The following is a 19,941-nucleotide window of genomic DNA, read 5'->3' as shown; positions in this document are numbered from 1 at the left end:
TATCAAGCAGAACGACGGGCATTTAACCTATGCTTAAGCAAGAATAACTTTCTGAATTTTCTATCGACTTTCTAGTGAGAACTGAATAGGAGCAAAGAATGACTGGGTCAAAATGGCAGTGGTTACTGAAACAGATGACACGAAAACTGTGGGTCCGGACGTCACTCTACGCATTACTAGCTGTTGCTACCGCCTTAATGTCGATTGTTTTAAACCAGTTCATTACTCTGCCCCCTGCCATCAACGTCAGCAAGGATTTGTTGAACAACATATTAAATATCCTCGCAACCTCCATGCTTGCAGTGACTACATTCTCTCTCAATATTATGGTCTCAGCGTACAGTGCCGCTAGTGCAGGGGTAACGCCGCGAGCGACAAAACTGTTGATGGAAGACAGCACAACACAAAATGCCTTAGCAACCTTTCTTGGCTCTTTTCTATTTAGTTTGGTAGGAATTATCGCGCTAGGTATTGGGGCCTATCATCAACAAGCACAAATTTATCTATTCATCGTGACTATCGCCGTAATCGTGATGATCATACTCACTCTGCTACGTTGGATTCAGCACCTTTCCGTACTAGGAAGGGTCAGTGAAACCACTTCATACGTAGAGCAAGCCTTGTTAGATGCGATAAGAAAACGGGGCAAAGAGCGCTGGCTAGGTGCTCACCCATGGAGCCACCCAGAGCATAAGCCCAGAGGAAGTAAACCTATTTTGAGCCAAGAAATTGGCTACTTACAGCATGTTGATATGCATCACCTCGATAGTATTGCTGAAGCAAACCAATGCACCATCTACCTTGAGCGACAACCGGGAAGTTTTGTGTACGTAGGTCAACCATTGGCTTGGGTTTGTGGAGAATTGCCAGACGAAAGCGAAGTAACGGCAGCCTTCACGATTCGAACGGAGCGTTCATATGATCAGGACCCTCGCTTTGGTTTAGTCGTTATGGCGGAAATCGCCTCACGAGCACTATCTCCGGCTGTAAATGATAATGGCACCGCGATTGACGTTCTTGGGCGTTCTGTACGAGCACTTTCATTATGGGGAGACCTACTCAGTGAGCCGCCAGCCAAAACTCGATATCCTAGACTATTTGTGCCCGCATTGAGCTACCAGGATTTGTTTGATGATGTCTTTTTGCCGATAGCACACGATGGTGCAGCGCAACTCCAAATACAGATTCGCCTACAAAAGGCCTTGCTAGCTCTCTCTAGTATGCACCCTAAGTTATTTTTGTCACCAGCAATCAAGCTGTCAGAAAAAGCTTTAGAGCTTTCATTAAGCCAACATTATACCGAAGATGAGAAACACCAACTCTCTCAGCTATCTAATCTGGTCACAGACCAAAAAGCCAATGGTTAAGAGAGTCGAATTCAGTTGAAACATATTGCTGCACGGCCTCGTGTATCATGACATGTGCTGATAACGTAGGGCAGAAAAGTCTCTTCGTTTATACACAATTAAAGACTCTGTGCGTTAGGTCTCTTTTCTCTTGGTGAGGGAATCTATATTCTGACGCACAATTTTTAAGGTAAGTGATGGAATAATGACAACGTCTACAACTCTTCCACCTGCAGGTCTCTTTCGTCGACTTGCAGCGTTGATTTACGACACATTGATTATTATCGCAATTGAAATGATGGCCGCTGGTATTGTTATGGCCGTTGTGTTTGCACTAAATGCAGCAGGATTGTTGAGCTATGGCGAGTACGCTGATGCCGCAGATATGCTCGGAAAGCACCCTGTATTGAGCCCTCTATTTACACTTTATCTTGCGGGTGTGTGGATATATTTCTTTGTGTTCTTCTGGACGCGAGCAGGACAAACTCTTGGGATGCGCGCTTGGAAGCTTCGAGTTCGCAATGCCAAAGACGGTGCACCAATTACGGTAACTCAAGCTCTAATTCGTATTTCGACATCTGGCTTTGGCTTGGCAAATCTGACTGTACCGATTGATCCGAAGAAACGTGGTTTCCACGACATTTGGGCCAAAACAGAGGTTGTTGTATTACCGAAGGCAAACTAACTTGTCTAGGAACACAAAAAAGGAAGGCGTAATGCCTTCCTTTTACATTTGGTTCGGTAAAACTTGGTTTATTCGATGATGCTTCAGTTATAGCTTTCTTCGTAGCAGTGCAATCGCAATAGCTAAGAACACCAAACTCGGGGCCAAAGCACCAAACACTGGGGATATGCCATACACCAAGCTTAATGGGCCAAAGAACTCACTGGATATGTAAAAAGTAAACCCGGCAACCACGCCCGACAATACCCTTGCCCCCATGGTCACGCTTCTGAGTGGACCGAAAACAAAAGATAGCGCCATTAACATCATCACAGCAATTGAAAGCGGCTGAGTCAACTTACGCCAAAACGCCAACTCATAGCGAGATGCATCTTGTTCCGATGCTTTTAGGTAAGTCACATAATCATACAAACCGCTCAGTGACAGTTCTTCTGGCTTCACGGTCACCACAGCTAGCTTATCTGGTGCCAAAGAGGTGTGCCACTCCATCTGTTCGATGTCTTGCTTTGAAATTACGTTTTCATTTTCCATGTCCGTAATTTGTACGTAACGCATCAGCCAGTTGTTATCTTGTTGGTAGTCGACTTCTTCGGCGAAAATAACTTTTTGTAGATTCTTATCATCATCAAAACGCCACATATTTAAAGCATAAAGTTTGTCGTCTTCGACTTTACCGATAAAGATAAAGTCGTTTGCATCACGAGCCCACACACCTGAGCGCACAGACACAATGCTACCACCTGATATCGCAAACGCACGTAAGTCACGGGCCATCTTCTGGGCCTCAGGAGCGCCCCATTGACCTAACGCCATAACAACAATCATGAGCGGGACGGCCGTTTTGAGTACCGATAACCCGATATCCAGCTTAGAGAAACCAGCAGCTTGCATCACCACAAGCTCAGAGCTTGAAGCCAACATACCTAAGCCGATCAGGGCACCGAGTAATGCCGCCATTGGAAAGAACATTTCGATATCACGCGGCACACTGAGTAACACAAAGTACAACGCATGAGTGAGGTCGTACACACCTCGCCCAACTTTACGTAGCTGTTCTACATATTTGATGATGCCCGATAAGCCAACAAACGTCGCTAAAACCAAGGCAGTGGTAGAGATGATGGTTCTACCGATGTAAAGGTCTAATATTTTGAACACAGCTTACGCGAGCCTCTTCTTGCGGAATTTGTCTTTTATTCGTCTAGCAGCAACGCTGTCCATCATATTCGCCATGATAGCAACAATCAGCAACATCGCATTGATTGGCCACATACCAATAGCAGCCGGGATGTCACCATCTTCTAATGCAGATTTGGTTGCACTGATCGCCAAGAAATACGCTAGGTAGATCAGAATCGCAGGCCCCATTTTGGCAAACCGTCCCTGACGCGGATTCACCGCAGACAAAGGAATAACGAGCATCGTTAAGAGTGGAATACACACAAATAACGAAATTCGCCATTGTAGCTCCGCTTGCGCCTCTGGATCTGGGTGACCTATCAAGTCAACCGTTGGGTATGCTTCCCAGTCTCGCCCTTTCTTTTTGACCTCACGTTGGCCGATAACACCTTCGTATTCATCGAATTTCGTGATCATATATTCAACGCGAGTAGGCACACCTTCATAACGCGTACCTTCTTTCATAGTGATGATCTGACGACCGTCCGAAAGCTCTTTTACTTCACCAGAAGATGAGAACATCACACTCGGTAACACCGAATCTCGAGGGCGCATCTGCGCAACAAAAACGTTGCTCAAGGTATTGTCTTTAATGTCATCGATGAACACAACCGATGAACCGTCTGGTGTACCTTGGAACTGACCTTTTTTAAGTAGGTCAACGCTGTTTTCTGACGCTACCTGCTCATAAAGCTGCTCAACGCGGTCTTGAGACCACGGAGATAGCCACAACGCATTGAAAGCCGCCACCGCTGAAGTAATCAACGCTAGGTATAAGGCCGCTTGAACTAAGAATTTATTACCAATACCTGTCGCGTTCATTACGACAATTTCGCTCTCTGCATACAGACGACCAAATGTGATCAATATGCCGATATACAGACTTAAAGGCAGCATTAACAGACCCATTGCTGGCATGTTCAAACCAACAATAGAGAAAATCAATCCAGCAGGAATATCCCCATCAGAAGCATCAGCAAGAACACTTATGAATTTCTGGCTTACAAACACCAAAAAAAGTACGAAAAAAATCGCAAATTGGCTCTTGAGTGTTTCGCGGATCAAATATCTAACAATAATCACGCTGAAATTACCTATACAAAACTTGTTTTTTTGGTCGAATCACTATAGTTTCCCGTTGAACCATTTATTTTTTTAAAAATTATAAACTAGATGTTAGTCGCTTAATCAGCTCTGCATGTAAGTCTGGAGCTAAAATTCAACAAGTAAGCGATCATTATCTAACATTTAGAGCAATTTGTCTTCAGGATGTAGGAGTACGCATGGAGTTCAGTGTAAAAAGTGGCAGTCCAGAGAAACAACGTAGCGCATGTATCGTTGTTGGTGTGTTTGAACCACGTCGCCTTTCTCCAGTAGCCGAACAACTTGATAAAATCAGTGACGGTTACATCAGTTCACTACTTCGCCGTGGTGATCTAGAGGGTAAACCTGGTCAGATGCTGCTACTGCATCAAGTACCAGGTGTTTTGTCAGAGCGCGTTTTACTTGTCGGTTGCGGCAAAGAGCGTGAACTTGGCGAGCGCCAGTACAAGGAAATCATTCAAAAGACGATCAGCACACTTAACGAGACAGGCTCAATGGAAGCGGTATGTTTCCTAACTGAACTGCATGTTAAGGGTCGTGATACATACTGGAAAGTGCGCCAGGCTGTAGAAGCGACTAAAGATGGTCTATACACATTTAATCAATTCAAGAGCGTGAAACCTGAGACTCGCCGCCCACTGCGCAAGCTTGTTTTCAACGTACCAACGCGTCGTGAATTGAACTTGGGTGAAAAAGCAATCACTCATGGCCTTGCTATCGCATCAGGTGTCAAAGCCTCAAAAGACCTTGGCAACATGCCGCCAAACGTAGCTAATCCAGCTTACCTTGCTTCTCAAGCTCGTCGTCTAGCGGACGATTACGAAACCGTAACCACCAAAATTATTGGTGAGCAAGAGATGGAAAAACTGGGTATGACCTCTTACCTAGCAGTAGGCCGTGGTTCTAAAAACGAATCTATGATGTCTATCATCGAGTACAAAGGTAACCCTGACTCAGATGCAAAACCGATTGTGCTCGTAGGTAAAGGTCTAACCTTCGACTCAGGCGGTATCTCTCTAAAGCCGGGTGAAGGTATGGATGAGATGAAGTACGACATGTGTGGTGCGGCATCGGTATTCGGTACAATGAAAGCGCTAGCGAAGCTAAACCTACCAATCAACGTTATTGGTGTTCTAGCGGGCTGTGAAAACATGCCTGGCAGCAACGCTTACCGTCCAGGTGACATCCTAACGACCATGTCTGGTCAAACTGTAGAAGTTCTGAACACGGATGCTGAAGGCCGTCTTGTTCTTTGTGACGCACTGACTTACGTAGAGCGTTTCGAACCAGACTGCGTGGTTGACGTTGCAACGCTAACTGGTGCTTGTGTTATCGCACTAGGCCACCATATCAGCGGCGTAATCTCTAACCACAACCCTCTTTCTCATGAGCTAGTAAACGCTTCTGAGCAAGCGAGTGACCGTGCATGGCGTCTACCAATGGCAGACGAGTACCACGAACAGTTGAAGAGCCCGTTTGCGGATATGGCAAACATTGGTGGTCGCCCTGGTGGCACAATTACTGCGGGTTGCTTCTTATCTAAGTTCGCGAAGAAGTACAACTGGGCACACGTCGATATCGCAGGTACCGCGTGGAAATCAGGCGCAGCGAAAGGCTCAACGGGCCGTCCTGTCTCAATGCTTGTCCAATTCCTTTTGAACCGCAGCGGCCAAGAGACAGAAGAGTAATTTCTGAACAGAATCTAAAAGGGCCGCAAGGCCCTTTTTTATTATCCTAATTTTCTAAAATGAAAGTGGGACTTAAGATGGTCTTAGGAAGAGACCCAAGGCAAGTGAGAGAATGATGCAAACTGCAACCTTCTACATCATTAACGAAGAGAGCCCGCAAGCAACGGTGGCTGGCTTTGAAGAATACATCGTGTTTTTGGCTCAGCACTTTGCTCGCCAAGGCGCTAAAGTGTATTTAAACTGCCAAGACAAACCACACGCCGAGCAGCTCGCTGAAGCCTTTTGGCAAGTTGATGCAGACAAGTTCATGGCACATAACCTCGTAGGCGAGGGACCGAAATACGCCACCAACATTGAAATCGGCCATGAAGGTGTAAAACCTAATTGGAACCGTCAGCTGGTAATTAATTTGGCGGAAAATGAGACAACCTTTGCGAACAAGTTTGCTCAAGTGGTAGACTTCGTGCCCTGCGAAGAAAAAGCTAAACAACTCGCAAGAGAAAGATATAAAATTTACCGTCAAGCAGGTTACCAGCTGCAAACGATCGAAATTCAATATCCTTAACGGTCAATCCTTATAGTTAAGGCGATCTTGTTAAGATCCCTCACTTATAAAGATTGACTAAGATTCAACCATCAACGTATCCATTAAAAGAGCGCTATGGAAAAGACATACAACCCAACTTCAATCGAACAAGCTCTGTATCAGACTTGGGAAGAGAAAGGCTACTTTAAGCCACACGGTGACACTACTAAAGAATCATACAGCATCATGATCCCGCCACCGAACGTCACTGGTAGCCTACACATGGGCCACGCGTTCCAAGATACGATCATGGATACGCTTATCCGTTGTGAACGTATGAAGGGTAAAAACACCCTTTGGCAAGTAGGTACTGACCACGCTGGTATCGCAACTCAGATGGTTGTTGAGCGTAAGATCGCTGCAGAAGAAGGCAAAACAAAACACGATTACGGTCGTGAAGCTTTTATCGACAAAATCTGGGAATGGAAAGGCGAATCTGGCGGCACTATCACTAAGCAGCTTCGTCGTCTTGGCGCATCTGTAGACTGGGATCGTGAACGCTTCACGATGGACGATGGTCTATCTAACGCCGTTCAAGAAGTGTTCGTACGTCTATACGAAGACGATCTAATCTACCGCGGTAAGCGTCTAGTTAACTGGGATCCAAAGCTACACACAGCGATTTCAGATCTAGAAGTAGAGAACAAAGACACTAAAGGCAACATGTGGCACTTCCGCTACCCACTAGCAGATGGCGCAAAAACAGCGGATGGCAAAGACTACATCGTTGTTGCAACGACTCGTCCAGAGACCGTGCTAGGCGATACAGGTGTTGCAGTTAACCCAGAAGATCCACGTTACAAAGATCTTATCGGTAAAGAAATCATCCTTCCTATCGTTGATCGTCGCATCCCAATCGTGGGCGATGAGCACGCAGATATGGAAAAAGGTACTGGCTGTGTGAAAATCACACCTGCGCACGACTTCAACGACTACGAAGTAGGTAAGCGCCACCAGCTACCAATGATCAACATTCTGACTTTCGACGCGAACATCCGCGACTCAGCAGAAGTATTCAACACTAACGGCGAAGCAAGCGACGCTTACAGCACTGAGCTACCAGCTAAATACCACGGTATGGAGCGTTTTGCCGCTCGTAAAGCTATCGTTGCTGAATTCGACGAGCTAGGCCTACTTGAAGAAGTGAAAGATCACGATCTACAAGTTCCTTACGGCGACCGTGGTGGCGTGGTTATCGAACCAATGCTAACTGACCAATGGTACGTACGTACTGCGCCTCTAGCGAAAACCGCAGTTGAAGCAGTAGAAAACGGCGACATCCAATTCGTTCCTAAGCAATACGAAAACATGTACTTCTCTTGGATGCGTGACGTTCAAGACTGGTGTATCTCTCGTCAGCTATGGTGGGGTCACCGCATCCCAGCTTGGTACGACAACCAAGGTAATGTTTACGTAGGTCGCACTGAAGAAGAAGTTCGTAAGAACAACAACCTAGAGTCAGTCATTGAACTTCACCAAGACGAAGACGTACTGGATACGTGGTTCTCTTCTGCACTATGGACGTTCGGTACTCAAGGTTGGCCAGAGCAAACTGACGATCTGAAAGTATTCCACCCTTCAGACGTTCTAGTAACTGGTTTCGACATCATCTTCTTCTGGGTTGCGCGCATGATCATGATGACCATGCACTTCGTGAAAGACGAAAACGGCAAACCACAAGTACCATTTAAGACGGTTTACGTTACTGGTCTAATCCGTGACGAAAACGGTGACAAGATGTCCAAGTCGAAAGGTAACGTACTTGACCCAATCGACATGATTGATGGTATCGACCTAGAGTCTCTCGTAGAGAAGCGTTGTGGCAACATGATGCAGCCTCAACTAGCGAAGAAGATCGAGAAGAACACTCGTAAGACGTTTGAAAACGGTATCGAAGCATACGGTACAGACGCACTGCGTTTCACTCTTGCAGCAATGGCATCAACAGGTCGTGATATCAACTGGGATATGAAGCGTCTTGAGGGTTACCGTAACTTCTGTAACAAACTATGGAACGCAAGCCGTTACGTAATGATGAACACAGAAGAGCAAGATTGTGGCTTCAACGGTGGTGAGATTGAATACTCACTAGCAGACAAGTGGATCGAGTCTCAGTTTGAACTTGCAGCGAAAGCGTTCAACAACCATATCGACAACTTCCGTCTAGATATGGCGTCTAACACGCTTTACGAATTCATCTGGAACCAATTCTGTGACTGGTACCTAGAGCTAACTAAACCCGTTCTATGGAAAGGTACTGAAGCGCAACAGCGTGGTACTCGCCGTACGCTAATCACGGTTCTTGAGAAGACTCTTCGTCTAGCTCACCCAGTGATTCCTTACATCACTGAAACTATCTGGCAAAGCATCAAGCCACTAGTTGAAGGTGTTGAAGGCGAGACAATCATGCTTCAAGCACTGCCTCAATTCGACGAAGCAAACTTCAACCAAGAAGCGCTAGACGACATTGAATGGGTGAAAGCGTTTATTACCAGCATCCGTAACCTACGTGCTGAATACGACATCAACCCAGGTAAGCCGCTTGACGTTATGCTGAAAGCAGCAAACGCAGAAGACGCTGCGCGTCTAGAAGCAAACAAACAAGTACTAATGTCTCTAGCGAAACTAGAATCTGTACGCGTACTTGCTGCTGACGAAGAAACGCCAGCGTGTGCAACAGCATTGGTTGCTAAGTCTGAGCTAATGATCCCAATGGCAGGTCTGATCGACAAAGATGCTGAGCTTGCTCGTCTAGATGGCGAAATCAAGAAGACGCACGGCGAAATCAAGCGTATCGAAGGCAAACTGGGCAACGAAGGCTTTGTAGCGAAAGCACCTGAAGCTGTTGTTGCTAAAGAGCGTGAGAAGCTTGAAGGCTACAAAGAGACACTAGCTAAGCTAGAAGAGCAGAAGACAACGATCGCTGCACTTTAAGCCTCAGTGAAAGAGAAGAACTCACACTTCTCACTTTGAATCCAAAGGTTGGCCATCATGGTCAACCTTTTTTGTATCTCTTTCACCAAAAACCATCATCAATAGCTTTCCCCTATCGCAACAATACTCATCATCCATTAGCATTAATGAGAATTATTATCGATAATGAACTCATCGAAACAAACACGATTGAGTAATTATCATGAAAAAGACACTAACTTTCGCAGCACTGCATTTTACTATCGCATTTAGTGTCGCTTACGTACTCACAGGCGACATTCTAATTGGTAGTTTAATTGCCATGATTGAGCCTTCAGTGAACACCGTAGCCTTCTACTTTCATGAAAAGGCATGGGCAAAAGTCCCAGCACTTAAAGCTCGTCAGTGGATGACCAAATTAAAAACCGCAAGCTTTGCGACCGTGCACTTCAGCGTCGCTTTTACCGTGGTTTACTTACTAACAGGTGATGCATTTGTCGGCGGCGTAATGGCGATGCTAGAGCCGAGTTTGAACACGGTGGCTTACTACTTCCACGAGAAAGTATGGATGCGTAAATCATCAGAAAAAGCTCCAGCACCGCAGTTTTGTTTACATCACCACGCTTAAACATGGAGGCTCACTACGTCTCCTAACGAGAAAAATGACATTTACCATTGACAAGGTTGCGCACCGCAATTATTTTAGTTGCGGTGCGCAACTTTATTTTTTAGAGGTAAGTGATAATGAACGCTCGTCAACTTCGACACTACTCCCGTCAAGCAGTCCGATTGCTTGGTATGCTTGATAAACAATGCGGCGATGTCGCTCTCACTCCAGTGCAAGCGCACGCATTGGGTGAAATCCAATTGCAGCCATTGACCATCAATCAGCTGGCACAGCAGCTTAATGTCGACAAGTCCAACGCGAGCCGAACCGTTACTGGTTTGATTAAATTAGGTTTGGTCGAGAGCATCGAAAACCCAAAAGACAAACGTAGTCAACTCGTCGCGATTACAGAGCAAGGCCAACAGGCGTTATCACAACTGGACCAACAGCAAAACCACTTCTTTGAACAACTGCTTACCCAACTCGATGACAGCGAGCAAGAGCAACTCAAACTTGGTCTAGAGACTTACCTAAAAGGGCTAACAAAAGTGTGTCAGGCTGAGGAATACGTTCTTCGACCTCTTACTAAAGCAGACAACCCGCAAGTCGCAGATGTGATTCGTAAAGTCTCTGCAGAATACGGCTTAACCGCAGACAAAGGTTATGGTGTGGCCGATCCAACGCTTGATGATATGTATTCGGTGTACAATCAAAACAGGGCCGCCTATTGGGTCATTGAACATCGCGGAGAGATCGTTGGTGGCGGTGGCTTTGCCCCTTTAGCTGGCGAGCCAAATGTATGTGAACTACAAAAGATGTACTTTTTACCTCAAACACGAGGGCACGGTTTAGCCAAACGCATCGTCGCATTGAGCTTACAATTGGCGAAACAATTTGGTTATCAGCAGTGCTATTTAGAGACAACTGAATGTCTGAGAGAAGCGGTAAGCTTGTATGAAAAGCTAGGCTTTGAGCATCTCGATGCCCCGCTTGGACAAACAGGGCATGATGCATGTGAAGTCGTAATGCTTAAAACACTGTAATAAAGAGCATTACTAAGAGTTAAAGCACAACATGGGTAACACAAAGCTCCTGGCTCAAGGCAACAGTGAAGTTTTGGTGCTGCCCATCCAACTCAACAGACAACTGGTAGAGATCACTTGGATCAGGATCAGTAAGATCGGCATACTTTGGCGCTTCGATCTGGAATAAAGCGCTCGCATGCTCCGCTCGGACATCAATAGGAATATGGTAAGTCATACCATTAAACTTAACCGATGCAGAGACCAGGCCCGGCGAAAAAGTTTGATAGTACAAGTCTACTTTAAACTCACAACCACCACCGTGGTGCCAAATCTGTTCGGTAGCCACGCGGTCTAAACGCACATTGCGAATGAACTGCAGATACGGTTCTTGCCATACCCCTAAGCGCTCATCACTTTTTTTATATTCATGATCTGCAAGTAAACACAACTCCGGTTTATCCTCATCCAACAGAAGATCTTCTTCTTCCTCAAGGAATAGGATCTCAAAACGGTTGCGCCCCATCTGCATGAACGGGCGAATGTCTTTCTTGTAGACATTTTGAGAACCGTCACAGTCAAACAATGCTACTCCGTTCAAACGCACTTCTGCATGGTAATCCACACCACCCAACACCATTTCTACCGCTGGGAATGCCATCATGGATTCGTCCACTTCAATGTCATGCATCAGGTGCCACTCTTGCTGACGAATTGCTTCTTCTGTCAGTTCAGCTGGCAATACCTGACTCAAAGGAGCAGGGAAAGTAATGTCATCCTGTGGGATAGAAAGGTCCGTCAGTGGAGAGACTTGCCATAAACCGGCGAGTGAGAGTTGCATATACACCTTGAGCTAGATCAATTTTCACGCATTATAGGGAGAAATCCCCTATAAACTCAATGTGAATTATTTATCGCCTCCACATTCGTCAGTTTTTCAAGGAATAAAAAAACCAGCGTTAAACGCTGGTTTTTCCAAAAGTAGTGAGCTTTGATTACTCGTCGTCTTCATCTTCTTCAGGGTAAAGCGCATCTTCGCCTTCGTAGTACGTACCCCAACCGTCATAGATGATGTCGTATTTTTCTGCCAAGTGAATCAATTTTTCAACTTGCGCATCAATCGCTTCTGCGTCTAGTGCGGACTCCATAGTCGCATCACAGCAAAGCAACTTGTTACCATCTTCATCTTCAGTTTCTTCTGCTTCAAGAACTTCAAAGCCCATCTTGAATGCTTCAACTACCGCTTTTTCTAGCGTGTCAAAATCTTCTGCAAACAGGTGGTGCTCAATTTCGTATAGCGAATCTGGATCGCTGCCATCTTCTAGCAATGCTGCAATGATATCGCGAGTCTCTTCCTTTTGAATCTCAATTAATTCTTCTACTGATAGATATTCATCTTCGTGAGACATGTTTTGGCTCCAGATTAGTTACTTGATGGAAACACAATACCCGATACTGAGTATGCTGATCCGGTGAAATATGGCATGGATTGCGATGAAAAGCCACAAACAAACATCATACCACTGCGATTCTTATCGGTTATTTGAATCTAAATATTAAACCGACCACACAAAGAAACAAAAAATTAACAAAGAATGGCGTTTTTTAATATTCAGAACATCCTAATTGACACTTAATGTGGTTATTTTCTCTTTCTATGCGTGTTTATGATGCTTTCTTGAATACACTCACGTGTAAAACGAAGATGCATAACGAATAAATTCACTTTAATAATGCATAATTTAGAATAAAAATGCACGTTTTATGCACTGTGCATGTATTCTTTCTCAACGGGAAAATTAGAATAAAAACGCACGCACTCTAATTTTAGTAAAATAGCATTTATATCTAATAATAAATTTCATAAGAATAAAAATAAAAATAAAAAACTCACAAAACCATAAACACCAGAATATAAACAAAGCTTGATAACTTGCATCTTTCTAGGAAGCTTGTCATAACTAATGGCTGGAAAATTTGTAAGGATACAAAATGAGCAAGCTGTACGTTGGATCAGAAGTTGGTCAACTTCGACGAGTTCTATTAAATCGCCCTGAACGCGCCCTAACCCACTTAACTCCGTCAAACTGTCATGAGTTGCTATTTGATGACGTTCTTGCTGTAGAAGCGGCAGGTGAAGAGCACGATGCATTCGCACGTACGCTGCGCGAGCAAGACGTTGAAGTGCTTCTCCTCCACGATTTACTGGTCGAAACCCTCGCTGTTCCAGAAGCAAAACAATGGCTGCTGAACACTCAGATTTCTGACTTTCGTTACGGGCCAACCTTTGCGCGAGACCTACGCCAATACTTTTCAGAAATGGATGATGAACACCTTGCCTGCATCTTTTTAGGTGGCTTAGCTTACTCAGAGCTACCGATCTCCTCATCTTCTATGCTGCCAAAAATGAAGCGTCCTCTCGACTTTGTTATTGAGCCACTGCCTAATCACCTCTTTACTCGTGATACCTCATGCTGGGTTTATGGCGGCGTTTCTCTTAACCCGATGATGATGCCTGCACGCCAACGTGAAACAAACCACTTACGTGCGATTTATCGTTGGCACCCAATTTTTGCTGGCCAAGATTTTATCAAATACTTCGGTGACGATGATCTGCATTATGATAATGCGAATGTCGAAGGCGGTGATGTGTTGGTTATTGGTAAAGGTGCAGTTCTTATCGGTATGTCTGAGCGTACGACTGCACAAGGTGTAGAGAACCTTGCAGCAAGCCTATTTAAAGCAGGCCAAGCTACCGAGGTGATTGCAATTGATCTGCCTAAACACCGCTCATGTATGCATTTAGACACCGTGATGACCCATATGGATGTAGATACTTTCTCTGTTTACCCAGAGATCATGCGCAAAGATCTCGACACATGGCGCTTAACACCAAAAGGCAACGGTGAAATGCATGTTGAAGCCTCACATAACTATCTGCACGCGATTGAGTCCGCTCTTGGCTTAGATCAGCTGAAAATCATCACCACTGGTGGCGACAGCTATGAAGCGGAACGCGAACAATGGAATGATGCCAATAACGTTCTAACTGTAAAACCGGGCGTAGTAATTGGTTACGAACGCAACGTATACACCAACGAAAAATACGATAAAGCTGGCATCAAAGTACTGACAGTACCTGGTAACGAGCTTGGTCGTGGTCGCGGTGGCGCTCGCTGTATGAGCTGTCCAATAGAACGAGACGATATATAACTTACTCGTCCCTTTACATTAGGTGAATCAAAACTAAGGTTGATGTGAATACATCAACCTTTTTTAGCTTTAATTAAAAATAATTATTCACAATAAAAGCATTTATATGTTTTAATAAATTCTATTAATCTAATCACATGTACTAAGGGACGAGCTATGGCTTTCAATTTACGTAACCGCAACTTTTTGAAGCTATTGGACTTCTCAACCAAAGAAATCCAGTTTTTGCTCGAACTGTCTGCAGAGCTGAAAAAAGCTAAATATGCAGGAACAGAGCAGAAGAAACTTCAAGGTAAAAACATCGCACTAATCTTTGAGAAATCTTCGACTCGTACCCGATGTGCGTTTGAAGTCGCTGCCTTTGACCAAGGTGCTCAAGTCTCTTACATCGGCCCTTCTGGCTCGCAGATCGGTCATAAGGAATCGATGAAAGACACAGCTCGTGTTCTTGGTCGTATGTACGACGGGATTGAATACCGAGGCTTTGGCCAATCCATTGTTGAAGAGCTTGGTACTTATGCTGGTGTTCCAGTGTGGAATGGTTTAACGGATGAGTTCCACCCAACCCAGATCCTTGCTGACTTCCTGACCATGCAAGAGCACGGCCGTGGTAAACAGCTGCATGAAATAACCTTCGCTTACCTAGGTGATGCGCGCAACAACATGGGTAACTCACTTATGGTGGGCGCAGCGAAAATGGGCATGGATATTCGCCTTGTCGCGCCAAAAGCGTTCTGGCCTGAAGAAGAGCTCGTGGCAACTTGTCAAACTATCGCGCAACAAACCGGTGCAAAAATCACGTTAACAGAAAGCGTTGAGGAAGGTGTGAAAGGTTGTGACTTCCTATACACCGACGTTTGGGTGTCTATGGGTGAGTCTGCCGAGGCATGGGATGAACGTGTAGCGTTAATGACACCTTATCAAATCAATATGGACGTGATTGAGCAAACGGGTAATCCACATGTGAAATTCATGCACTGCCTTCCAGCTTTCCACAATGATGAAACCACCGTCGGCAAAGAAGTCGCTGAAAAATACGGTATGAAAGGCCTTGAAGTAACAGAAGAGGTATTTGAATCGGAATACTCCATCGTATTCGACGAAGCTGAAAACCGTATGCATACCATCAAAGCCGTGATGGTTGCGACGCTAGGAAGCTAAACCAGTGCGCAAAAACAGCCGATAAAAACCATGATGTAATCGCTTGCGCTCACGAAAGTTAAGCGTATAATGCTCGGCAATTTGTCTGAGGATTAAGAAATGACCACGCTGATTGCTGACGTAAAAACGCGATTTGCTCTCGCTAAGCGACTACGCTTACGTGGTGTTATTTTCGTTAATTCTATTGAATTTTAAAACCTCCCCATTGGGGAGGTTTTTTTATGTCCAAAATTCCTTTCGGTTATTTGGATGTAGTCATCAATGTTATAGGGAAGAAGATCATGGCGAACTCGCTTTACCAGAAGCACATCATCTCTATTCCAGAGCTTTCACGCGAAGAACTGGAACTTATCGTAGAAACAGCAGGTAGCCTTAAAAAAGCACCTCGACCAGAACTGATTAAAAACAAAGTCGTTGCAAGTTGTTTCTTTGAACCATCAACACGTACACGTTTATCGTTTGAAACAGCGATTCAGCGCATTGGTGGTGACGTGATTGGCTTTGATAATGATGGTAATACCTCTCTGGCGAAGAAAGGCGAAACACTCGCAGATTCAGTACAAGTCATCTCTTCTTACGTCGATGCCTTTGTGATGCGTCATCCACAAGAAGGCGCCGCTCGCTTGGCATCTGAATTTTCAAATGGCGTGCCAGTGATCAACGCGGGCGACGGTGCAAACCAACACCCAACTCAAACGCTACTCGACCTATACACCATCGCGGAAACACAAGGGCGTCTAGACAACCTGAACGTCGCATTCGTAGGTGACCTAAAATATGGCCGCACAGTGCACTCACTGACTCAAGCCTTAGCAAAGTTTAACAACATCCGCTTCTTCTTTGTTGCACCAGATGCGCTGGCAATGCCAGATTACATCTGCGAAGAACTAGACGAAGCTGGCATTCAATATAGCCTACACACAGACATGGAAAGTGTGATTCCTGAACTGGATATTCTGTACATGACACGCGTACAGAAAGAACGCTTTGACGAATCGGAATACGCACATATTAAGTCGGCTTACATCCTAACGGCGGCACTACTAGAAGGCGCGCGTGAGAACTTGAAAGTACTGCACCCACTACCACGTGTGGATGAAATTACAACTGATGTTGATAAAACGCCTCATGCTTACTTCTTCCAGCAAGCTCAAAATGGCGTGTATGCTCGCCAAGCACTGCTGGCGCTTGTTCTAAACGAAACACTGTAATCGAGGGGAGAAATCATGGCTAAAGAAACTCAATTGCAGGTAGAAGCAATCAAAAATGGTACGGTCATCGACCACATCCCTGCGCAAATCGGCATCAAAGTATTAAGACTGTTCGATATGCACAATTCATCACAACGCGTAACGATTGGACTGAACTTGCCATCATCAGCACTCGGTCATAAAGATCTACTCAAAATCGAAAATGTGTTTATCAATGAAGAGCAAGCGAGCAAGCTAGCGTTGTATGCTCCTCACGCGACCGTGAATCAAATCGAGAATTATGAAGTGGTGAAAAAGCTCGCATTAGAGCTTCCTGAGCGCATCAATGATGTATTTGAATGCCCGAATTCAAACTGTATTTCTCATAATGAACCAGTAGAAAGCAGCTTTAGCGTGTTCGAGAAGAAACAAGAAATCCGCCTAAAGTGTAAATACTGCGAGAAAGTGTTCTCACGCGAGATCGTAACCGAGCGATAAACACGCCGCACGACTAGGCTGTGATACGTTTAAAATACCCTGTAATGTCAGGGTATTTTGCTCTTTACCTACCGAGGGTTTAGAGGCAAACTGAGAATCTTTATTCCCTACAACTGATGGAAAAAATCAAATGACGAAAGTACTTCACACTGAGTCTGCACCAGCAGCAATCGGTCCTTACGTTCAAGGCGTAGATCTAGGTAACATGGTTCTTACTTCAGGCCAAATCCCAGTAAACCCAGCGACAGGTGAAGTGTCTGCTGATATCGCAGAACAAGCTCGTCAGTCTCTAGAAAACGTAAAGGCTGTAGTTGAATCTTCAGGTCTTAAAGTATCTGATATTGTAAAGCTAACGGTTTTTGTTAAAGACCTAAATGACTTTGGCACAGTGAACGAAGTTTACGGCAAGTTCTTTGATGAGCACGGCGTAGCAAACTACCCTGCACGCTCTTGTGTAGAAGTGGCTCGCCTACCAAAAGATGTTGGCATCGAGATTGAAGCAATCGCTGTTCGCAAATAATTGCACTTGCTGACAAACATAAAAAAACGGGTAGCTCAGGCTACCCGTTTTTTATTGTCTTTTCGTGATGATATCGCAGTAAAACTTAAGCAGCGTTGCGCTGTTTGACTTCTTCATCTAACGATTCAAGCTTCTCTTTCATCTGTTCACGACAGATATTCGCTAACTCGCGAATGCCCTCTTTACCATAGCCTTCAGTGCTGATTGGAGGTAGCATTTCAACAATCACATGACCATTGTTCCAACGGTTCAGCTTAATTTTATTCGTCGAGCTACATACGATAGGAATGATTGGCACACCTGCACCAATTGCCGCATGAAAAGCACCTGTTTTGAATGGAAGCAAACCACGCCCACGAGAACGCGTGCCTTCTGGGAACATCCACACCGAAACATCACTTTCTTTCATGCTGCTCACGACCTGATCGATAGTACCTTTTGCTTTAGAACGATTCGCTCGGTCAATCAGAATGTTACCCGTAAGCCAGTAAAGCTGACCAAACAGTGGCATCCAAGCCAAGCTCTTTTTACCTACTGTCACAACTTTCGGAGTCACAGCCGCAGAAACAGTAAACATGTCCCAGTTGTTCTGGTGGTTAGCAATGTAAACATGTTGACCGCGTGAATACGCATCTTCAGGGATACGCAACTCTAACTTAATCCCAAACACACGAGACATCTTGGCAAACAAACGGCCAAAAGTGAAAACGTGCTTAGGGTTTCTAGGGCTTAATAGGCAGTAACCACAACCACCAATAAACATAACAATCGCAAAGATAGCGACAGCAAATACACGTAACAGTGCAATCATTCTTGTTCTCCAGGAACCGGCTTTTGCCAGATACAGCTATTAATATCTCTCTTTCCATAAAGGGAAAATATGGTCATGAGAGTGATATAAAAAAGCCGAAACTCAGGTTTCGGCTCTCTTGATATCCAAGTTACCTGCGGTGCAGTTTAACTTGCCTAGCTCACTCGCTCAATATTTGCGCCAAGTGCAGCCAGTTTATTTTCGATTTTGTCGTAACCACGGTCGATATGGTAAATACGATCAACGACGGTTTCGCCTTTAGCAATGCAACCTGCAATAACCAAACTAGCCGAAGCTCGTAGATCGGTTGCCATCACTTGCGCACCGCTGAGTGACTCAACATCACCACAGATAACCGTATTGCCTTCGATCTCAGCTTTAGCGCCCATACGCATGAGTTCTGGTACGTGCATAAAGCGGTTTTCAAAGATAGTCTCAGTGATTACGCCGCCACCTTTCGCCATCATGTTCAGTAGCGTAAATTGAGCTTGCATATCCGTCGGGAAACCAGGATGTGGCGCAGTACGTACACTTACCGCTTTTAGCTCGCGGTCGGTCATATCAACGGAGATCCAATCTTCACCCGTTTCGACAAGCGCGCCAGCTTCTTCCAGCTTGGCGAGAACCGCTTCAAGCAAATGAGCATTAGTGTTGCGACATACCACTTTACCGCCAGATACTGCTGCTGCGACAAGGAATGTTCCCGTCTCAATACGGTCAGCAACCACGTTGTGTTTACAACCGCCTAGGCGCTCAACACCTTCAATCGTAATGGTATCTGTGCCAGCGCCAGAGATTTTTGCGCCAAGCTTATTTAGGAAATCAGCGGTATCGACGATTTCAGGCTCACGCGCAGCGTTATCTAGTGTTGTTGTGCCTTCCGCCAGCGCAGCGGCACACATGATGGTGATCGTCGCGCCTACGCTGACTTTATCCATCACGATGTGCGCGCCTTTTAGACGACCATCCACTTCTGCTTTCACATAACCATCTTCTAATGTAATGGTTGCGCCAAGCTGCTCTAAACCAGAAATATGCAGATCCACAGGACGAGCGCCAATAGCACAACCGCCTGGTAAAGAAACCTGACCTTGACCAAAGCGCGCCACCAAAGGACCCAAAGCCCAAATAGAAGCACGCATGGTTTTCACCAAGTCATAAGGCGCACAGTATTCTGTAATACTGCTTGGATCAACATGAACAGAGCCATTGCGGCTTACTTTCGCGCCTAAACGCTTAAGCAATTCCATGGTTGTATCGATATCACGAAGGTGTGGTACGTTTGCCACTTCTACTGGCTCTTCCGCCAAGATAGACGCAAATAAAATCGGCAGTGCTGCGTTTTTTGCACCTGAAATGGTCACTTCACCAACTAGTGGTTTATCTGACCCAATAACTCGAAACTTTTCCATCAATAA

General features: G+C 45.2%; 18 protein-coding genes. 12 read left to right on the top strand and 6 right to left on the bottom strand.

Features of this window, described 5'->3' with window-relative positions; genetic code table 11:
• The first annotated feature begins 98 nt into the window (after nucleotides 1-98).
• On the top strand, nucleotides 99-1,367 hold the full coding sequence (locus R8N49_RS16760; protein WP_053303445.1) for a DUF2254 domain-containing protein: 1,269 nt from the start codon (nucleotides 99-101) through the stop codon (nucleotides 1,365-1,367).
• Nucleotides 1,368-1,551: 184 nt separating this feature from the next.
• Nucleotides 1,552-2,031 (top strand): RDD family protein, encoded by a 480-nt coding sequence (locus R8N49_RS16755; RefSeq protein WP_005381070.1) that lies wholly within the window; start codon nucleotides 1,552-1,554, stop codon nucleotides 2,029-2,031.
• 87 nt (nucleotides 2,032-2,118) lie between these two features.
• On the opposite strand, the gene lptG is transcribed toward R8N49_RS16755, so the two are convergent.
• The gene (gene lptG / locus R8N49_RS16750; RefSeq protein WP_005381071.1) at nucleotides 2,119-3,189 is read right to left on the bottom strand and encodes an LPS export ABC transporter permease LptG; all 1,071 of its coding nucleotides are present in this window, start codon (nucleotides 3,187-3,189) and stop codon (nucleotides 2,119-2,121) included.
• Nucleotides 3,190-3,192: 3 nt separating this feature from the next.
• The gene (gene lptF / locus R8N49_RS16745) at nucleotides 3,193-4,293 is read right to left on the bottom strand and encodes an LPS export ABC transporter permease LptF (RefSeq protein ID WP_005381072.1); all 1,101 of its coding nucleotides are present in this window, start codon (nucleotides 4,291-4,293) and stop codon (nucleotides 3,193-3,195) included.
• Nucleotides 4,294-4,493: 200 nt separating this feature from the next.
• On the opposite strand from lptF, the gene pepA reads away from it, so the two are divergent.
• From pepA to R8N49_RS16720, 5 genes are all read left to right on the top strand, one after another.
• Nucleotides 4,494-6,002 carry a leucyl aminopeptidase gene (gene pepA, locus R8N49_RS16740; protein ID WP_005381073.1) on the top strand — a complete coding sequence of 503 codons (1,509 nt, stop codon included), beginning with the start codon at nucleotides 4,494-4,496 and terminating at the stop codon, nucleotides 6,000-6,002.
• A gap of 115 nt (nucleotides 6,003-6,117) precedes the next feature.
• The gene (locus tag R8N49_RS16735) at nucleotides 6,118-6,567 is read left to right on the top strand and encodes a DNA polymerase III subunit chi (RefSeq protein ID WP_031777270.1); all 450 of its coding nucleotides are present in this window, start codon (nucleotides 6,118-6,120) and stop codon (nucleotides 6,565-6,567) included.
• 96 nt (nucleotides 6,568-6,663) lie between these two features.
• Entirely contained in the window at nucleotides 6,664-9,522 is a 2,859-nt protein-coding gene (locus R8N49_RS16730; RefSeq protein ID WP_186584637.1) for a valine--tRNA ligase, read from the top strand.
• A gap of 202 nt (nucleotides 9,523-9,724) precedes the next feature.
• Nucleotides 9,725-10,129: a DUF2061 domain-containing protein gene (locus tag R8N49_RS16725; RefSeq protein WP_005381078.1), complete on the top strand. Its 405-nt coding sequence runs from the start codon at nucleotides 9,725-9,727 to the stop codon at nucleotides 10,127-10,129.
• Nucleotides 10,130-10,245: 116 nt separating this feature from the next.
• The gene (locus R8N49_RS16720; protein WP_186584636.1) at nucleotides 10,246-11,151 is read left to right on the top strand and encodes a bifunctional helix-turn-helix transcriptional regulator/GNAT family N-acetyltransferase; all 906 of its coding nucleotides are present in this window, start codon (nucleotides 10,246-10,248) and stop codon (nucleotides 11,149-11,151) included.
• 19 nt (nucleotides 11,152-11,170) lie between these two features.
• Here R8N49_RS16720 and R8N49_RS16715 read toward each other — a convergent pair whose 3' ends face one another.
• Together R8N49_RS16715 and rraB are read right to left on the bottom strand one after the other, a co-directional pair.
• Complete coding sequence (locus R8N49_RS16715) at nucleotides 11,171-11,971, bottom strand: glycosyl hydrolase 2 galactose-binding domain-containing protein (RefSeq protein ID WP_042523476.1); 801 nt, start codon at nucleotides 11,969-11,971, stop codon at nucleotides 11,171-11,173.
• A gap of 154 nt (nucleotides 11,972-12,125) precedes the next feature.
• The gene (rraB, locus tag R8N49_RS16710; RefSeq protein ID WP_005381081.1) at nucleotides 12,126-12,539 is read right to left on the bottom strand and encodes a ribonuclease E inhibitor RraB; all 414 of its coding nucleotides are present in this window, start codon (nucleotides 12,537-12,539) and stop codon (nucleotides 12,126-12,128) included.
• Nucleotides 12,540-13,122: 583 nt separating this feature from the next.
• Here rraB and arcA point away from each other — a divergent pair.
• The 5 genes from arcA to R8N49_RS16685 all read left to right on the top strand — a co-directional run bounded on the left by arcA (nucleotide 13,123) and on the right by R8N49_RS16685 (nucleotide 17,712).
• Complete coding sequence (gene arcA / locus R8N49_RS16705) at nucleotides 13,123-14,343, top strand: arginine deiminase (protein WP_005381082.1); 1,221 nt, start codon at nucleotides 13,123-13,125, stop codon at nucleotides 14,341-14,343.
• A gap of 156 nt (nucleotides 14,344-14,499) precedes the next feature.
• On the top strand, nucleotides 14,500-15,504 hold the full coding sequence (locus tag R8N49_RS16700) for an ornithine carbamoyltransferase (protein ID WP_005385520.1): 1,005 nt from the start codon (nucleotides 14,500-14,502) through the stop codon (nucleotides 15,502-15,504).
• Between the two features lie 281 nt (nucleotides 15,505-15,785).
• Complete coding sequence (gene pyrB / locus R8N49_RS16695) at nucleotides 15,786-16,715, top strand: aspartate carbamoyltransferase (protein ID WP_005381085.1); 930 nt, start codon at nucleotides 15,786-15,788, stop codon at nucleotides 16,713-16,715.
• 15 nt (nucleotides 16,716-16,730) lie between these two features.
• Nucleotides 16,731-17,192 (top strand): aspartate carbamoyltransferase regulatory subunit, encoded by a 462-nt coding sequence (gene pyrI / locus R8N49_RS16690; protein WP_005381086.1) that lies wholly within the window; start codon nucleotides 16,731-16,733, stop codon nucleotides 17,190-17,192.
• 130 nt (nucleotides 17,193-17,322) lie between these two features.
• The gene (locus R8N49_RS16685; RefSeq protein WP_005381087.1) at nucleotides 17,323-17,712 is read left to right on the top strand and encodes a RidA family protein; all 390 of its coding nucleotides are present in this window, start codon (nucleotides 17,323-17,325) and stop codon (nucleotides 17,710-17,712) included.
• 85 nt (nucleotides 17,713-17,797) lie between these two features.
• On the opposite strand, the gene R8N49_RS16680 is transcribed toward R8N49_RS16685, so the two are convergent.
• Both R8N49_RS16680 and murA read right to left on the bottom strand, forming a co-directional pair.
• Nucleotides 17,798-18,523: a 1-acylglycerol-3-phosphate O-acyltransferase gene (locus R8N49_RS16680; RefSeq protein ID WP_005381088.1), complete on the bottom strand. Its 726-nt coding sequence runs from the start codon at nucleotides 18,521-18,523 to the stop codon at nucleotides 17,798-17,800.
• Nucleotides 18,524-18,678: 155 nt separating this feature from the next.
• Complete coding sequence (gene murA, locus R8N49_RS16675; protein ID WP_005388419.1) at nucleotides 18,679-19,935, bottom strand: UDP-N-acetylglucosamine 1-carboxyvinyltransferase; 1,257 nt, start codon at nucleotides 19,933-19,935, stop codon at nucleotides 18,679-18,681.
• Between the last annotated feature and the right edge of the window lie 6 nt (nucleotides 19,936-19,941).

It is taken from the genome of Vibrio sp. 1978 (genome assembly GCF_033344345.1).
Note: the sequence above shows the minus strand (reverse complement) of the source record. Positions and strands in the feature narration are given on the sequence as shown.

Bases quoted from the DNA above. Each gene is read 5' to 3' on its own strand.
- murA (WP_005388419.1), bottom strand. From the start codon at position 19,935: ATGGAAAAGTTTCGAGTTATTGGGTCAGATAAACCACTAGTTGGTGAA.
- rraB (WP_005381081.1), bottom strand. From the start codon at position 12,539: ATGTCTCACGAAGATGAATATCTATCAGTAGAAGAATTAATTGAGATT.
- arcA (WP_005381082.1), top strand. From the start codon at position 13,123: ATGAGCAAGCTGTACGTTGGATCAGAAGTTGGTCAACTTCGACGAGTT.
- R8N49_RS16725 (WP_005381078.1), top strand. From the start codon at position 9,725: ATGAAAAAGACACTAACTTTCGCAGCACTGCATTTTACTATCGCATTT.
- R8N49_RS16685 (WP_005381087.1), top strand. From the start codon at position 17,323: ATGACGAAAGTACTTCACACTGAGTCTGCACCAGCAGCAATCGGTCCT.
- R8N49_RS16720 (WP_186584636.1), top strand. From the start codon at position 10,246: ATGAACGCTCGTCAACTTCGACACTACTCCCGTCAAGCAGTCCGATTG.
- R8N49_RS16735 (WP_031777270.1), top strand. From the start codon at position 6,118: ATGCAAACTGCAACCTTCTACATCATTAACGAAGAGAGCCCGCAAGCA.
- R8N49_RS16715 (WP_042523476.1), bottom strand. From the start codon at position 11,971: ATGCAACTCTCACTCGCCGGTTTATGGCAAGTCTCTCCACTGACGGAC.
- R8N49_RS16760 (WP_053303445.1), top strand. From the start codon at position 99: ATGACTGGGTCAAAATGGCAGTGGTTACTGAAACAGATGACACGAAAA.
- pepA (WP_005381073.1), top strand. From the start codon at position 4,494: ATGGAGTTCAGTGTAAAAAGTGGCAGTCCAGAGAAACAACGTAGCGCA.
- R8N49_RS16680 (WP_005381088.1), bottom strand. From the start codon at position 18,523: ATGATTGCACTGTTACGTGTATTTGCTGTCGCTATCTTTGCGATTGTT.
- pyrI (WP_005381086.1), top strand. From the start codon at position 16,731: ATGGCTAAAGAAACTCAATTGCAGGTAGAAGCAATCAAAAATGGTACG.
- R8N49_RS16755 (WP_005381070.1), top strand. From the start codon at position 1,552: ATGACAACGTCTACAACTCTTCCACCTGCAGGTCTCTTTCGTCGACTT.
- R8N49_RS16730 (WP_186584637.1), top strand. From the start codon at position 6,664: ATGGAAAAGACATACAACCCAACTTCAATCGAACAAGCTCTGTATCAG.
- R8N49_RS16700 (WP_005385520.1), top strand. From the start codon at position 14,500: ATGGCTTTCAATTTACGTAACCGCAACTTTTTGAAGCTATTGGACTTC.
- pyrB (WP_005381085.1), top strand. From the start codon at position 15,786: ATGGCGAACTCGCTTTACCAGAAGCACATCATCTCTATTCCAGAGCTT.